This is a genomic window from Haloparvum alkalitolerans (genome assembly GCF_055381565.1).
Window position 1 is genome coordinate 1,535,806 of sequence record NZ_AP043938.1, and the last position, 14,723, is coordinate 1,550,528.

15 protein-coding genes are annotated in these 14,723 nt (G+C 73.9%); 3 read left to right on the forward strand and 12 right to left on the reverse strand.

What is annotated here, in order from left to right; translation table 11 throughout:
* Window positions 1-14: 14 nt before the first annotated feature.
* From ACZ432_RS10070 to ACZ432_RS10105, 8 genes are read right to left on the reverse strand one after another with little or no spacing between them, the layout of a single operon-like run.
* Window positions 15-3,221, reverse strand: coding sequence for a DUF7286 family protein (locus tag ACZ432_RS10070; RefSeq protein WP_464378852.1), 3,207 nt, complete (start codon window positions 3,219-3,221; stop codon window positions 15-17).
* Window positions 3,142-3,765 carry a DUF7284 family protein gene (locus tag ACZ432_RS10075; protein WP_426962431.1) on the reverse strand — a complete coding sequence of 208 codons (624 nt, stop codon included), beginning with the start codon at window positions 3,763-3,765 and terminating at the stop codon, window positions 3,142-3,144. Before ACZ432_RS10075 ends, ACZ432_RS10070 begins: the two co-directional genes overlap by 80 nt.
* Window positions 3,762-4,160 carry a DUF7285 family protein gene (locus ACZ432_RS10080; RefSeq protein WP_426962430.1) on the reverse strand — a complete coding sequence of 133 codons (399 nt, stop codon included), beginning with the start codon at window positions 4,158-4,160 and terminating at the stop codon, window positions 3,762-3,764. Before ACZ432_RS10080 ends, ACZ432_RS10075 begins: the two co-directional genes overlap by 4 nt.
* Window positions 4,141-4,608, reverse strand: a complete 468-nt coding sequence (locus tag ACZ432_RS10085) for a DUF7283 family protein (RefSeq protein WP_426962429.1) — start codon at window positions 4,606-4,608, stop codon at window positions 4,141-4,143. Before ACZ432_RS10085 ends, ACZ432_RS10080 begins: the two co-directional genes overlap by 20 nt.
* 42 nt (window positions 4,609-4,650) lie before the next feature.
* Window positions 4,651-6,465, reverse strand: coding sequence for a type II secretion system protein (locus tag ACZ432_RS10090; RefSeq protein ID WP_426962428.1), 1,815 nt, complete (start codon window positions 6,463-6,465; stop codon window positions 4,651-4,653).
* A complete protein-coding gene (locus ACZ432_RS10095) occupies window positions 6,462-8,447 on the reverse strand; it encodes an ATPase, T2SS/T4P/T4SS family (protein WP_426962427.1) in 1,986 nt (661 codons plus the stop codon). The genes ACZ432_RS10090 and ACZ432_RS10095 overlap by 4 nt, the downstream gene beginning before the upstream one ends.
* 25 nt (window positions 8,448-8,472) lie before the next feature.
* The gene (locus ACZ432_RS10100) at window positions 8,473-9,051 is read right to left on the reverse strand and encodes a DUF7311 family protein (RefSeq protein WP_426962426.1); all 579 of its coding nucleotides are present in this window, start codon (window positions 9,049-9,051) and stop codon (window positions 8,473-8,475) included.
* Window positions 9,048-9,692 (reverse strand): DUF7310 family coiled-coil domain-containing protein, encoded by a 645-nt coding sequence (locus ACZ432_RS10105; protein WP_426962425.1) that lies wholly within the window; start codon window positions 9,690-9,692, stop codon window positions 9,048-9,050. The genes ACZ432_RS10100 and ACZ432_RS10105 overlap by 4 nt, the downstream gene beginning before the upstream one ends.
* A gap of 119 nt (window positions 9,693-9,811) precedes the next feature.
* Between ACZ432_RS10105 and ACZ432_RS10110 the strand changes: the two genes are divergently transcribed.
* Window positions 9,812-10,900: a tubulin/FtsZ family protein gene (locus tag ACZ432_RS10110; RefSeq protein WP_426962424.1), complete on the forward strand. Its 1,089-nt coding sequence runs from the start codon at window positions 9,812-9,814 to the stop codon at window positions 10,898-10,900.
* An 87-nt stretch (window positions 10,901-10,987) separates the two neighbouring features.
* Here the strand turns inward: ACZ432_RS10110 and ACZ432_RS10115 are convergent, their stop codons facing one another.
* Complete coding sequence (locus tag ACZ432_RS10115) at window positions 10,988-11,254, reverse strand: HAH_0734 family protein (protein WP_426962423.1); 267 nt, start codon at window positions 11,252-11,254, stop codon at window positions 10,988-10,990.
* A 200-nt stretch (window positions 11,255-11,454) separates the two neighbouring features.
* On the opposite strand from ACZ432_RS10115, the gene ACZ432_RS10120 reads away from it, so the two are divergent.
* On the forward strand, window positions 11,455-12,498 hold the full coding sequence (locus ACZ432_RS10120; protein ID WP_426962422.1) for a rhomboid family intramembrane serine protease: 1,044 nt from the start codon (window positions 11,455-11,457) through the stop codon (window positions 12,496-12,498).
* A gap of 22 nt (window positions 12,499-12,520) precedes the next feature.
* Window positions 12,521-13,381: an endonuclease V gene (locus ACZ432_RS10125; protein WP_426962421.1), complete on the forward strand. Its 861-nt coding sequence runs from the start codon at window positions 12,521-12,523 to the stop codon at window positions 13,379-13,381.
* Between the two features lie 35 nt (window positions 13,382-13,416).
* Here the strand turns inward: ACZ432_RS10125 and ACZ432_RS10130 are convergent, their stop codons facing one another.
* From ACZ432_RS10130 to ACZ432_RS10140, 3 genes are all read right to left on the reverse strand, one after another.
* The gene (locus ACZ432_RS10130) at window positions 13,417-13,851 is read right to left on the reverse strand and encodes a DUF7346 family protein (protein WP_426962420.1); all 435 of its coding nucleotides are present in this window, start codon (window positions 13,849-13,851) and stop codon (window positions 13,417-13,419) included.
* Between the two features lie 27 nt (window positions 13,852-13,878).
* Entirely contained in the window at window positions 13,879-14,403 is a 525-nt protein-coding gene (locus tag ACZ432_RS10135; RefSeq protein WP_426962419.1) for a DUF7322 domain-containing protein, read from the reverse strand.
* A gap of 88 nt (window positions 14,404-14,491) precedes the next feature.
* A complete protein-coding gene (locus ACZ432_RS10140) occupies window positions 14,492-14,644 on the reverse strand; it encodes a DUF7331 family protein (protein ID WP_464378864.1) in 153 nt (50 codons plus the stop codon).
* Window positions 14,645-14,723: the final 79 nt, after the last annotated feature.

The following is a 14,723-nucleotide window of genomic DNA, read 5'->3' on the forward strand; positions in this document are numbered from 1 at the left end:
GAAAACGACTGCGGTCACCGGACACAGGACGCTTCGCGTGCGGTTCCGCCGAATGAATCCGGCGTCGTTTCGGGACACGGCCACCCGGCGGAAGTCTCGTCGCGCGTGCCGTCCACGTCGCCGACCCCCGGCGGTCCGGGCGGGACCGCGACCACGACGACCGTCCCGGTCTCGAACCGCACCTGCTCCGTCCGACCGAGCGTCACGGGCCCGCCCGCGAGTTCGACCGTTGCGGTCCCGGCCTCCCGGACGTACTCGAACTCCCCGTCGGGCGGACCGGTCCGCGGCGCCGCCACGGCGAACCGCGGATACGCGCCGGAGACCTCCACCGTCCAGACGTTGACCGTGGCGTACCAGTGCGTCGGCGTCGGGAGCACCGGAGCGCCCGCGGGAACCGCCCTGATCGCCTCCGGCGCCCAGTGGTCCGCGGCCGCGTCCGCGCCGCGTCGGAGCTCCGCCTCGACCCTCGACTCCAGTTCGTCCCGAGCGACCGCTCGGAGCACCGGCGCGGACCGGTTCACCTCCGCGGCGGACACCGTCGCTGGCCCCTCGTTCGCAGTCGCCACGATGGTCCTTCCCAGACGCGCGGCCAGGACTTCCTGATCCGCCGGGCCGAAACTTCCCCGCGCCGCCGCCTCGGCGGCGACCGTCTCGGCGTAGTCGCCGGTCCCCATCGCGACGGCGAGCTCGCCGGTCGAGCCCCACTGCCGCCGAGCGCTCCGCAGGCTCTCCGCGCGTTCGGACCGCGAGAGCTCCGTCTGCCGACGCAGCACGCGATCGGCCGCGGCTTCCACGGCGTCGGTCGACCTGTCGACCGAGTCCGCGAGGCCGTCCCGCTCGTTGCGAAGCGTTTCGTTCTCGGTGCCCGCGAGCGCCCGGTCGGTCCCGACGAGCGCTCGGCCGGCGGAGGACAGCGGAACGGTCTCGTCCGCTCCGAGGAGACGGTCCACGATACCGGACGCGGCGCCCGCGTACGGCAGCGTGACGAGGTTCCGGTTCCGCGTCGCGAGCGGCCTCGTCCGCGCGCCCGCGGCGACGCCCTCGACGGCGGCGCCGTCGACCGCGGTCCGGGGGAGATACCCGGGCGATCCGCGCGGAGCGAGTCCGACGCCTCCGCCGGGTCCGCCGTCGCCGATCGACCGGCGGACACCGCGCTCGGCCGCGGCCCGCGCGTCGAGGTACGCGCCGAGCGCACCGGTGTCGAGGGTCGCGCCGTCGCCCGCGGCGTCCGCGACGGCAGCCGACACCTCGTCGTCCGCGGTCGAACGCCGCTCGAGTGCGGCGATGACCCCATCCACGTACGCCGCGCGGGCAGCGACGCGGGCGCGGTCCGCGGCGCCGTCGTACGTCGCCGGAGCGTCGACGAGCTCCGCCCGCCGCTCCCGGAGGGTCGCCGCCAGCCCCCCGTACGGGTCGGCCTCGCCGGCGGCGACCTCCCGCATCGAGACGGTCGTCGACAGCTTGCTGACCTCGCGGTGGAGCTCCGCGAGGTCAGCCTCGACGTGCGTCGCGAGCCGGTCCGGTCGCTCTCCGACGACCACCGTCTCGCGGTCGACCCCGCCGTCGACGACGGCCCGGCGAGCGATCCGCGAGAGCTCGTCGTCGGTCGCGGCCGACAGGTCCGCCCTCGCGGTTGCGGGTACGTCCGCCAGGTTCGGTCCGTCGAGCGCCCCGCCCCGCTCGAACGTCGGGGCCGTGGGACGCTCCGGCGCTCCGGCAGTCGGAGCGTACGTTCCCTCGACGCGGATATCGACCCGGTGTTCCCGCGTCCGGACCTCCCGGCCGGTCCGGGTTGCCGTCCCGTTCGTCCACGTCCGTGTCGTCTCGTCGACCGTTCTGACGACACGGCGCGCGGTGCCGAAGTCGCTCGAGGCGATCGATGCCCCCGCGCCGTCGCCCGCCTCGACGACAGTGACCGTCCGCTCCCGCTCGACGTCCGTCAGCGTCCAGTTTCCGGCGGGCGGTTCGCCCGCCGTCGGACCGTTGCTCGTCGTCGTGTCCGCCCGGAGTGTGGCGTCGGCACGGAGCACCGCGCGCGCACGATATGCGTCCCGAGCGATCGCGTCGCGTTCCGAGACGGTCGACAGGAGCGCCGCGTCCGCGACCGCGCCCACTTCGACGGTGCGCGTCCTGTTCGCTCCCTCCAACCTGTCGGAGACCCGGTCGCCGTCGGTCCCGTCCCCGACCTCGCGTTCCGAACCGGTCGTCGACTCACCGACGACCGTCCGGCTCCACTCCTCCTCGTCGAGTTCCGTCGGCGCGAGCAGGTCCGCGACCCCGGTGCGCGCCGTTGCGCGGCGAACGCCGGCCTCCGCCCGGGGGTCCGTTCCTCCGAAGACGTTGCGCTGAACGCGGACGATGCCGGCGTTCGTCGAGAGCTCGACGTGCCGGTTCGCGAGCACGTTCTGAACCGGGGCGCCGCCGTGCTGTGCGTAGCCGCGCGCCCAGGTGACGGGGTACAGCCGAGCCGTGAGCTGCCGCCCGAGTCCGGGCCCCTCGAGCGCTCCGCGGTTCAGCCGTTCCTCGAACCGTTCCGTCCGTTCGTGGGCCGCGAACACTGGCACGGGGACGACCACGGTCACGTTCCGCGTCCGCCGCGTGACGGTCCGGCCGTTCCGGGTCGCGGTCGTCGTGACGTTCCGCACCGTCGCTCGGAGAGCGGTCCCGTTCGCGACCGGCGAGACCGACACGCGCTCGCGGGCCGCGACGAGGTCGTCCTCGTCCCGAACGGCCGGAACCTCGCTGACGGCTCGGACGTCGCCGACGCGCCGTTCGGTCGCGGGAAGGGACCGAGAGACCTCGATAGCGATCCGGATCCGCAACGCGTCGGTGAACGGGGAACCCGGCCTGACCGCCGGGACGGCGCTCCCGTTCGCTCCGTCGGCGGCCGGTACCGCGGTGACCGGCTCCGCCGCGGCGTCGCGGGCCGCGTCGGCGACGCCGGCGCGCACCGCGGGCGTCGCGTCCGTCGCCGCGCGTTCCACCGCGCGCTCCACGCCGTCGTCGACCGAGACCCGCCCCTGCTGCTGGAGGGCGCCGGCGTACGCGACGCTCGATACGAGCAGCAGAACGCCGATCAGCGCGAACGGGACGCGCCCCCGGTCGTCGGCGGCGATCCTGACCGTCGACGGACGGCGCAACTCACCACACCTCCACGACGATCCGGACGCGTCCGGGGGCCTCGATGCCGCCACGAGCCGCTGTGTCACCGTCGCGCCCATGACTCGCGGCGGCGACCGCCGTCCGGTCGGTGCTCGCGTCACGCTCTCTCGATCTCCGATCCCCCGGAGCGGTGACGACGGCCACGTCAACGTCGACGTTCGGCGGCGGCTTCTCACCGACGACGAACGGGGACCGGACGGTTCCCTCGGGGGAGCGGAACGCACTCAACCGGATCCGGCCACCACGCAGGTCGCGGAGGACCTCTCGAACGACCTCCCGGACCGCTTCCGGGTAGTCGCCCGCCCCCACACGCGTCCCGTCCGCCTCGATCATCGCACCGCGGGCGATCAGTTCGGCCAGCGTTGCGTGGTGCGTGGCGGACCGCTTCTCGCCGCTCGCGTCGGCGTCGGACGTGGCCTCGCCACGCGGTGCGGTCCGATACTCGACGGACGCGGTCGTCCCGGCGACCACGTCCGCGACCGCCACGGCGCCCGGGGACGCGGCGCGGTTCCCGCCGTCGACCGCTCCCCCGCTCGCGAGCACGCCGACGCCGGCCGACAGACACAGCAGAAAGACCGTCACGTCGAGGACGGTGCTCGTCACGTCCACACCACCACGCGGAGCGTTCCGGGGCTGTTCTCTCCCGGAGCGGTCCGGACCGGAACCGACCGCTGAGCGGTGTGCGTCGGTGCGCCTCCTTCCGGTGGTCGCGGATCGCCGGCGGTCCATCGCCGTTCCCCTGCCGACAGACGCGCACGAACCGCCCGGTGTTCCCCGACCACACCGTCGGGGACCGTCAGGTTCGCGGGCCTCGCGACTCCGCCGTCGGCCGTCGCGTCGTGAACACGGTCGAGGATGTCGGCGGGGCGACCACCGCTCCCCGCGTCGTCGACTCCATGCAGAACGCCAACGTACACCGCCATTCCGGCGCCGACGGCCGCCAGCGCGACGAGCGCCGCGACGGGGTCGGCCCACCCCCTATCCGACAAGCGTGACATGCACGTCCCCCCAGTGAACCCGCCGGATTCGGAGCCGATCGGACGCCGTGCGCCATTCCGGTTCGGTCTCGCGCGCGTTCCGCGCCGCGGCCGCGAACGCCCCCGAGGAATCGAAGACGGCCGAGGGCGGGGCGCCGCGAAGGACGCGCGCCAGTCGGCCGTTCCCCCGGACCGGCGTCACCGCCCCCCGACGAAACCCGGCGCTCGCCGTGCCACCCTCGCCGTCGAGGACGATGCGCTCGGGAGTGATCCGGATGCGCTCCGCCGCGATTCCGTGCTCGCCGGTGGCCGGGTAGTCGCCGCCCGCGACGGCGTCGACCGTCGCCGCGGCGCCGGCGGCGTCGGGCGCCGGGGCGCTGGGAAGCGCGGACGCCACGCCCAGTACCGCGACGCTGAGCGCGGCGACGCCGACCCACGCGTACAGTCCGTCGAGTGGGACCTCGAACATGGCCCGGGTTGGGCTCGGTCTGTGGCTTAAACGTGCGGGCGGTCACAGCAGCAACCCGGCCCCGACGAACGCAGCCAGATACGTCGCGGTCGCGGTCGGAAGCGCGATCCCGACCCGGTACGCGACGAGCGTCGCGCTCGCACCGCGTTCCAGGACGGTGGCGATCGTCGTCAGAACGACCGAGAGCAGGAGGACGTACGCGCCGACGATGCGGCCGAGAACGGCGACGGACAGCGCGTTTTCGGCCCCCGGTACGCCCCCCTCCCCGGCTTTCGCTCCCGTGGCTCCGGACGAACCGGGAACACCCGAAGCCTCGAGCCCGCCCGTTTCGGCACCAAGTGTCGGAACGGTCGTGCCGGTGTCCCCGACCAGTCCGGCCGCGAGGGCGACGGTCGCGCCGCCGACCAGCGGTCCGAACAGCGCCGCGGTGTTCGAGAGCGTGCGCGTGACGGTCGCGAGCCGCCTCGTCGCCTCGCGTTCGAGCCCGCGAAGGTCATCGAGCTGATCGGCGAGTTCGAGCAGCACGTCACCGGCCGGTCGTCCCTCCCGGGCGGCGAGCGCGAGCAGCGCCGCGACCCCGCGGGCTCGCGCGCTCGGGACCGCGGCCAGCGGGCCGCCCTCGCCGAGGAATGACTCCCGGACCCCGATACGGAGCGTCCGCCCACGCGCCGCCGCGTCGGCGAACGCCTCGCCCGTCGGTCCGGCGACCGACTCTCCCGCCCGAGCGACCGCGCGTTCGACCGCGACCCCCTCCGCGACGTGTCCGCCGACCACGGTCATCGCGTCCGCGAGGCCGGCCTCCAGATCACGAACGCGTTCCAGTACGCGCCGACGGGGGCGCGCGGCGACGAACAGCGCCGTCCCCACCCCCGCGCCGACCACGGCGACCGGAACGGCCCACTCGGCGACGACGGCCCCGGCGACGACGCCCCCCACGATTCCGGCGACCACACCCGCTCCGAGGGAGGCGAAATCCCGATCCGAGACGTCGGGATGGTCTGTGGTAACGCGCGGGGGCGGGAATGCCACCGGACGCCGAAGCAGGAGCCAGCCGCCGGCGGCACAGAGGGCCGACGGCAGCAGGACGACGTAGACGGTTGCCATGGTCGCGGCGCCGACCGGGACGCCGGCGGCGCTCGCAGCGGGCAGCAGCGCGACGAGTGCGAGGGGGAGCAGGACGCCGAACGCGTAGATCCCCGAGACCGGGCCACGAACGTCGCCGACGAACGCCGCCATGCGGTCGTCCGCGCCGGCCACCACGGCGTCGAGCGCGCGGTCCAGACAGCGGTCGCGACGCTCCGACGGGGCGGTCGCCGCCGCCCGCAACAGCGTCGTGGCGCGCTCCAGCGCGGGGAACCACGGGGTCCACTCGTTCGCGAACGCACACAGTCCGGCGTCGGGGCGCCCCCGCGCTCGCCGGGCGTGACCGCGGAGGCTCGCGGCGAGCGGTCCCCCGTCCGCTCCGCCGGCGAACGCGACCGCCCGCTCCAGCGACGGTTCGATCCGCATTCGGAGCACCGCACGTCCCACCAGTCCGGGCGCCGCACCGAGGGCGCGGGTCCGCGCCACGCCCGCCAGCCAGACGGGAAGACGGTGGGAGACGTGGACGACCGCGAGCGCGCCCGCGACGGAGAGCAGCGCCGGGACGGCGACGGATCGGACGCTCCCGCCGGGAAGCACGCCGAGGGACGACAACGCGACGCCGGCCGCTCCGCACAGCGCTCCGACGACGGCGCCGCGCCGGTAGCCGCGGGTCAGCACCGCCTCCGCGTCCTCGTCCCGGTCGCGGAACGCGAGCGCTCGCCGGAGTTCCTCGCTTGGCTCGTCCGTCCAGGGACGGTCCGCGCCGTCGCTCATTCGGTCGCCCCCGTGTCGACTGACGATCCGGTCCCGCACGCCCGCTCACGGTCGGCCACGGCCGCGGCCACGTCGCGGGGGCGCGTCCGGTCCTCGTCGACGAGCGTTCGCAGGGCGGTCGTCCTGGCGTCGACGCGACGAAGCACGTCGGCGTAGCGCTCCGTCGACGCCGCGAGCCCCGCGACGAGGCGGCTCTCTCCGCGGTCGATCCGGCCGGTCGGCGCGAGCCCGTCCGTTCCCCGCTCGAACAGCGGCTCGAACCGTACGCAGCCGGCCCCTTCCGCCCCCGTGTCGTCGCGACCGCCGCACACCTCGCTTATCTCGGTGACTTCGTGGTCGGCGAGCGTGACCAGGAGGTCCGTGCTGGCGAAGGCGGAAGGCGCCACGCCGAGATCCTCGACGACGCGCTCGCGCACCTCGGGACCCGACGAGCCGTGGATCGTTCCGAGAACGGCGTCGCCGCCGGCGCCGACCCGCATCGCCTCGTACAGCGCCGCCGCCTCCTCCCCCCGGACTTCGCCGACGACGAGCGCTCCGTCACCGAGCCTGAGTGCCGTTCGGACCGCTTCGGACGGCGTCGGCGCCGCGCCCGCTCCGGGGTCGGTGTTGAGTCGCTGGACGTCGCGGTCGGCCCCGCGAAGCGAGGCGGCCGGGAGCTCCGGCGTGTCCTCGACGAGCACGACGCGCTCGGTCGACGGGAGCTCCCAGAGCAGCGCGCCGAGCGTCGTCGTTTTTCCGGCACCGCGGCCCCCCGCCACGAGCGCCGCCACGCCGCGCTCCGTCGCGACCGAGAGCAGGCCGGCGGCTCGCGCCGTCAACGTACCGGCGTCGACCAGCCCGGGGAGCGTCCACGCGTCCTCGCCGCCGCGCCGGAACGCGAACCCGAGCCCGTCGCTCGCGGGGTCGGTCGTCGCCGCCACGCGGACGGGGCCGCCCTCGGTGTCGAGCGTCGCGTCGAGGGTCGGCGCCGCCCGCGAGAAGCCGTCGCCGCTCGCGCGTCGGAGCCGCGAGGCGAGCGTCGCGGCGCCGGCAGGCGGCACGCGTACGTTCGTGGTCAGCCGCTCGCCGTCGACGACCACGCGGAGGGGCGTCTCGGAGACGGGGGGCGCGAGGAAGGCGTCGCTGACGTGGTCGTCCGCGAACACGTCGGAGAGGACTCCGAAGCCGCGCGCGTGCTTGCACAGCACGTCCGCGATCTCCTCGACCGGATCGTCGGCGTCCGCGACGGCACGTACGGCCCGACCCGGCGCGCGTTCCCCGGCGTGTCCGTTCCCGAGCAAGCGCTCCCGCGCGTCAGCGAGCGTTGCGAGAGCGTCGTCTTCGAGCTCGGCCGACGGCGGGGTCAGATGATACGTTCGCAAGGGCCCGTCGCCGTCGTAGATCCGGACGGTTGCGCCGGTTCCGGTCTCCCATCGGTCGCGGAGCATCGCTCCGGTCGGGAGTCGCGCGGCGACGCGCGCGGTCCCGACGGTCGGCCCGACGAAGGGGCGCAGAAGGTCGTCGTACCCGGCCGCTTCCTCGGCGATCGCAGCGAGACCGGTTTCGGCGACCGCGCGTGCGGGGGCGCCGGCGCGGCCGACTGCCTCGGTGGCCGCTCCCAGCGGGTCGGTCGCGGCGCGATCGGCCAGCCGGTCCTCGTGGAACCGAACGCGTTCCCGGAACCGGCCAGCCGCGACCAGGAAGGCCGCGGCGCGTCCGGCGTATCGACGCTCGAGGCCACGACACCTCACGCTGACTGCGTTCGCGTCGCGGTTCGTCAGCGCCGCGATCACCGTACGGCGGCACGCAGGCCGCTCGGCCAGCCGACCGGCGCCGTGACAGCCGTCGGCGTCGACGGTCAGTACCGTCCGATCGGCGACCGCGGTTCCGGACGGCTCCGTGAACGACGCTTCGCACTCGCAGCGGGACGCGGCCGCGTCACCGTCCCGAACGCGGTCGCGCACGGCGAGAGCACCGGTTCGGACGCGGTCGATCAGATCCATGCGCCGGTTGGTCTCCGCTTCCGATTTAAGAATGAGGTCGCGACAGGACGACCGAGGGTCTCCCTTCGAGGCGAACGTATCGAAGCCGAATCCGGGTCGTCCCCCGGTCGAGTTCGACCACACTCCCGCCGGCCGTCGTCACGCTCGGGATCGGAATCGTCCGGGTCGGCCGCTCGCGGATTCGGTATCCGAGCGCCGTCGGATCGCCCTCGGCGTCGTCCTGTCGCACGCCGCGCTCGGAGCCGGCCCGCGTCGCGATGCCTGGGTCGGAGCCCGGGCTGGAGCCCGTCCCTGCGTCCGCCCCGGATCCCGCCGAACCGCCGGACGAACCACGGAACGCGGACCGCGGGCCGATTCCGGCGAACGCGACCGGGGCGGCGTCGAACCCGGCCGGGACACTAACGCGGACCGTCCGCCGTGCCGCCGGTTCGCCGGGTCGGGCAGCGGCCGAGTCCGCCGCGAGGTCGGCCGCGGCCCGGTCCAGCCGCTCGCCGGCGGTCGCGATCCGGTCCGCGGTGGTCTCGGCACGCGCGTCCGCCAGCGCCGGCCCCGCCGCGGCCAGCAGCGCGACCGCCGTCGCCGCCGCGAGGACCGCGCGGATCACAGGGCGTCGCGCAGTCGGTCGACGACCCCCGGAGCGAGCCCGTCGGTCCGGTCGCCGCCGTCGCTCGGACCGTCGGCGGCGTCCGCCTCAGCCGTGTCCGGGACCGCGGCCGCGACCGCCGGCTGGTCCGGGAGCGCCGCGTCGATGGGGCGGTCCTCGGTCGGTCGCGGTCCACGGGTTGCCTCCTCCTCGGGGGGATCGACCGCGGGTTCGCCGCGTGTCTCCTCTCCCGGCTCTCCGGACACTCCCGACCGAGCGGTCGCGAGTGCGAGGTCGGCCCGTCGCTCCACCTCCTCGTTGACTGCCCGAACCCCGCCTGCGTATCCTCGAAGCGCCTGTACCGCAGCATCCAGTTCGTCGAGGCGTTCGTGAAGTGCTGCGAAGCGGTCGTCGAGCTCTTCGAGTCGGGTAACGGTCTCGTCGGAGAGAGGATCGCCCGTCTCGGCCGGCGAATCCGTACCTCGGGCCCGCGGCGACTCCCGTTCGGCGACCGCGCGTTCGAGGGCGGCGACACGCTCCGCGAGCGCCGCCGCAGCCGTGGTGTCGCTGCGAGCATCCCGTTCCGGGCCCTCGGACGAGACGGCCGGCTCCGACATGCTCTCGGGGCGAGTCGACTCCGCGTCGGCGTCTCCGTCGTGCATGCGCCGGATGGCTCGGTATCCGGTTTAAGCGTCGGGGATGGAGGTGGGATATGGTCGACGGTAGGGGCGCCGGCCGGGGCGGGGAAACGTTGATGGTCGGCGCGGCGACAGTGCTCCTCATGAAGACCGTCCTCGTCGGCGTCGGCCAGGCCGGGGGGAAGATCGCGACCGCCCTCGCCGAGTTCGACGCCGAGATGGGGTTCGGCGCGGTGGTGGACGCGGTCGCCGTCAACACCGCCGCGGCGGACCTCGACCCCCTCCCACTGGAAACGGTGCTGATCGGACAGGACCGCGTGAGCGGCCACGGCGTCGGCGGCGACAACGAGCTCGGCGCCGAGGTGATGCAGGCCGACGCCGGGGAGGTGCTGGGCACGCTCTCGTCGCTCATCACCTCCGAGGCGGAAGCCGTCTTCGTCGTCGCCGGACTCGGCGGCGGGACGGGTTCGGGCGGCGCGCCCGTCCTGATCCGGGAGCTGCAGCGCGTGTACGACGTGCCGATCTATGCGCTCGGCGTCCTCCCCGGCCGCGACGAGGGGGCGCTGTATCAGGTGAACGCCGGGCGCTCGCTGAAGACGACGCTCCGGGAGGCCGACGCGACGATACTGCTCGCCAACGACGCGTGGCGCGCGAGCGGCGAGAGCGTCACCGAGGGGTACGACGCGCTCAACCGCAAGCTCGCGAAGCGCGTGGGGCTCCTGCTCGCGGCGGGCGAGGCGACGCAGGGCGTCGGGGAGTCCGTGGTCGACGCCAGCGAAGTGATAAACACCCTGCGTGCGGGCGGCGTCGCGGCCGTGGGCTACGCCGACGCCCCGGCCGCCGAGGACCCGGAGGAGAACCTCAACATCGTCATCAGCACGACGAGGAAATCCGTGATGACCGGTCTGAGCCTGCCCGAGGCGACGACCGCGGACGCCGCGCTGCTGGCCGTCGCGGGGGGCCCCGACCGGATCCCGCGGAAGGGCGTCGAGAAGTCCCGCCGCTGGCTGGAAGACGAGACGGGGAGCATGGAGGTCCGCGGCGGCGACTTCCCGCTCGACTCCGACCGGCTCGCGTCGATCGTGTTGCTGGCGGGCGTCGAGCGGTCGGACCGCGTCCAGCGGTTCCTCGAGCGCGCCAGGCAGGCCGCGGAGGAGACGGACGAGGAAGAACGCGCTCGGGAGGATCCGAGCGCCGCGTTCGACAACGACGAGCTCGACGGGCTGCTGTGACCGGGGATCGCTCTCGTCGACACGGTTCCGTCGCTCGGCGAGCGGCGGGTCACAGAAATCCGCGGGGCCGCGACGGCGGCTGGCCGGTCAGACCGCGAGGTCGCCCGACGCCTTGATCACGTCGACCGCCTCGGCGTCGATCGTCTCCACGTCGAGCCAGTGGGAGACGTACTCGCGTTTGGCGTAGGTTTCGCGCTCGTCCTCGGTGCCGACGGTACACCAGAGCTGGGGCTCGTCGGGGCCGTGCCAGTCGCCCTGCCGAGTGACGGAGAAACACACCAGCTCCTCACCCTCGTAGTCGATCACCGCGTCCCGGCGGATCCCGGGGTCCCCACGGATGATGAGGTGTTGCATATCCCGAGGTTCGGCGGTCCGGCGCTTAATCGCTTCGATGGCGCACAACGGCGGCGGTTATCTGCACCCGCGGTCGCCGGTGGCCGTCTGTCGGGCGGTTCGTGGCGCCGACGGATACCGAGCCGTTCGCGAGCGCCGACCGCACGGTGTGTCCCCTCGCGAGCCAAACCGCTTTAGGCGGGGGTCGACAAGAGGGAGCGATGGCAACGTGCGACGAGTGCGGGGAGTACGAGAACCTCCCGTACCAGTGTCACCGGTGCGGGCAGTCCTTCTGTTCCGAACACCGCCTCCCGGAGAACCACGACTGCCCGGGCTTGGCGAACTGGGACGACCCCTCGGGCGTGTTCGAGAGCGACACCGACGCCGCGCGACGCTCCGGCGGCTCGTCGGGCGAGTCGAGCGGTGACGGTATTCTCGGCGGGCTCGGCGGCACCGGAACCAGCGGGGCCGGCGGCCGACGCGGTGTCGGCCCGGCGGGCGGCGTCCGCGGCTTCGCCGACCGAGTGAAACGCGGCGTTCGAGGGATCTCCTCGACCGGCGGGCTCCTCCGGGCGTTCCGCGGGAACGTCACCTACCTCTTCCTCGCGGTCATGTGGGTCGTGTTCGTGCTGGAGTGGGTGGTGCTCGGACTGTTCGGCGAGGCCGCCTTCCGCGACGTCTTCATGCTCTCCACGGCCAACCCCCTCTACGTCTGGACGTGGGTCACGTCGGTGTTCGCTCACGACCCCGGCTGGCTGTTCCACATCGTCGCCAACAGCATCGGGCTGTTCTTCTTCGGCCCGCTCGTGGAGCGGTACGTCGGGTCGAAGCGGTTCGCGGCGTTCTTCCTCGTCGCCGGCGTGATCGCGGGCGTCGGCAGCACCGCCTACGCGCTCGCGATGGGCAATGCGCAGGCTGCGCTCGGCGCCTCCGGGGCCGTGTTCGCGATCCTCGGCGTCGTCACCGTTCTGCGGCCGAACCTCGAGGTGCTCCTGTTCTTCGTGATCCCGATGAAGATCAAGGTGCTCACCTACGGGCTGGCGGCGCTGTCGCTGCTGTTCGTGATCCAACCGGACATCGCCGCCGCGGTCGGGATGGGCCGGATCGGCCACCTCGCGCACCTGCTCGGGTTCGTCGTCGGCCTCGCGTACGGGTACCGCGTCGAGGGGACCGGGCCCGTTCGGGGCGGCGGCGGGCGAACGGCTCGCGTCTCGCGCGGTCCGGGCGGCCCCGGCGGCCCCGGCGGTCCGGGGAGGCGGCGATGACGACCGGACCGGGGAGGCGGCGATGACCGGGGCCCCGGACGCCGACGCCCGACCGCGGTCGACGCTCGATCTGGCGCGCCCCGAGTTCGTCCCCGACCCGGACCTGTCCCGCGCGGAGATGGAGGCACTCCAGCGCGAGATCGCCGAGGCGGCGACGTTCGCGGACGAGTTCCCGTTCGACCCCGAGGCGGTCCGCGTCGAGGCGGCCGCGGACCTGACGACCGGCGTCCCGGCGGCCGTCGACCCCGAGCACGCGCCGGGCGTCGACCCCGAGGCGCCGGTCGTCGTCGGCGTCGACCAGGCGTTTCTGGACGACGCCGTCGTCTCCGCCGCGGTGGCGCTACAGGGCGGCGCGGTGATCGAGCGAACCCACGCCGTCTCGCCGCTGTCGATCCCGTACGTTCCCGGGCTGTTGGCGTTCCGCGAGGGCGGACCGATCCTCGACGCGCTCGGGACGCTCTCCGTGTCCCCCGACCTCGCGGTGTTCGACGGCTCCGGACGGATCCACTTCCGACAGGCCGGCATCGCCACGCACGTCGGCGTCGCGCTCGACCTGCCCAGCGTCGGCGTCGCCAAGAGCCTACTGTGCGGCGACCCGGACGACGCGACCGAGGAGCGCCCGGAGGGCTGGTCCACGCCGATCCGTGCCGACGACTCGGTGGAGGCGCCCGACGGCACCGTCATCGGGCACGCCTATCAGTCCAGACAGTACCCCAACAGCCGGCGCGTGAACCCCCTCTACGTCAGCCCGGGCCACCGCGTGAGCGCCGGGACGACGCGGGACCTCGTCGGACGGCTCTGTGCGGGCTACAAGCTCCCCGAGCCGACGCGGCTCGCGGACGCGTACGCGGACGAGGTAAAACGCCGGCTGCAGTCGGAGTGAGGCCGCGGCCGCAGTCGGCGTGAGGTCACGCAGTCCTACGGGTCGCCGTCGTCACGCAGCAGCGCGACCGCGCGCTCGGTCGTCTCCGTCGCGGCGTAGCCGCGGCCGCCGGGCGTCTCGGCTTCTTCGACCAGTCCGGCGGCGCGGAACTCCGCGAGCAGGCCGTGGAGGTCCGACTCGCAGAGGTCGAAGGCGTCGAGTAGGCCTACGACCGGGCGCGGGCCGTCGTCGGAAAGGGCCACCAGCAGGCCGAGGGACCGGTCGTCGTGGGCGGCGGTCACGACGCGCCGGACCGGGTCGGGAACGCCGCTCGCTGCCGTCTCCAGCGGAGACTCCCCCTCGACCGGCTCGATCCGGTCGTTCTCGAGGTAGCGCTCCGCACCGGACTCGGGGTCGCGGACGAGGCTCGACTGGTCCGAGCGCTTGACGAGGAGGTAGCGCCGGCCGTCGGCGTCGCGGACGGTTCGCATCAGGTCCGAAAAGGCGGTCGGGGCGGATTAGCGTTCCGGGCTCTCGTCATCGCTCGCGGGGGCCGCGTCGGCGGCGTCCGCGTCCGCCGTCTCCTCGGCGTCCGCGTCCGCCGTCACTTCCACGCCCTTCGCCTCCGCCCTTGCGGCATCGGCCTCCGCGTCGGCCGCGGCCTCCCGCTCCTCGTACCGCTCCCGCCAGTTGGCGTACTGCATGTACGTTCGGAGGGCCGCGAACAGTCCCAACACGATCATGCCGCCGCCGAGCTGCGTCATCCCGCGGAAGTACGCGAGCATCGCGCCGAGGCTGACGAGCAGGACGGCCGCGTTGGCGAGGACGGCACAGATGATGAACGTCCGGGCCGTGTCGGGGTGGAGGTCCGAGAGGCTCCCGGCGAGGTCCTCGTCGCTCGCCTCGGGAAAGCGGTTCCCGTAGTCGGTGACGCTCGGCGTCTCGGGGCCGAGCTCGGACTCCTCGGGCGACGCCTCGTCGAAGCCGCCCAGCGCGTCCTCGAAGGCGTCGCCCGACCCGTCGCCGTCGTCTCCCGGAAACACGGCTCACGGTTGGGGAACTGGCAGGAAAGGGGTTCCGGTGTGTCAGTCACAGCCACCCCGTTGAGATTCCGACGCGGCGCTGCCCCGGTCAGGCGGCGTCGCGCAGCGCCACCGTTCGCGTCGCCTCGACCCACGCGAGCGGGTTCTCCGCCTCGAAGAGGACCACGCTCCCGTCGTCCTCGTACGCCTCCACCACGGCCTCCGCGTCACCCGCGGCCGCACGGTCGTCCGCACGCTCCACCGTCCCGTCGTCGGCGTGTGAGTTCGAGGTCACGCCGCGTGGTATGGTGTCACAAGGTAAATGCCTTTCCGTCGCCGCG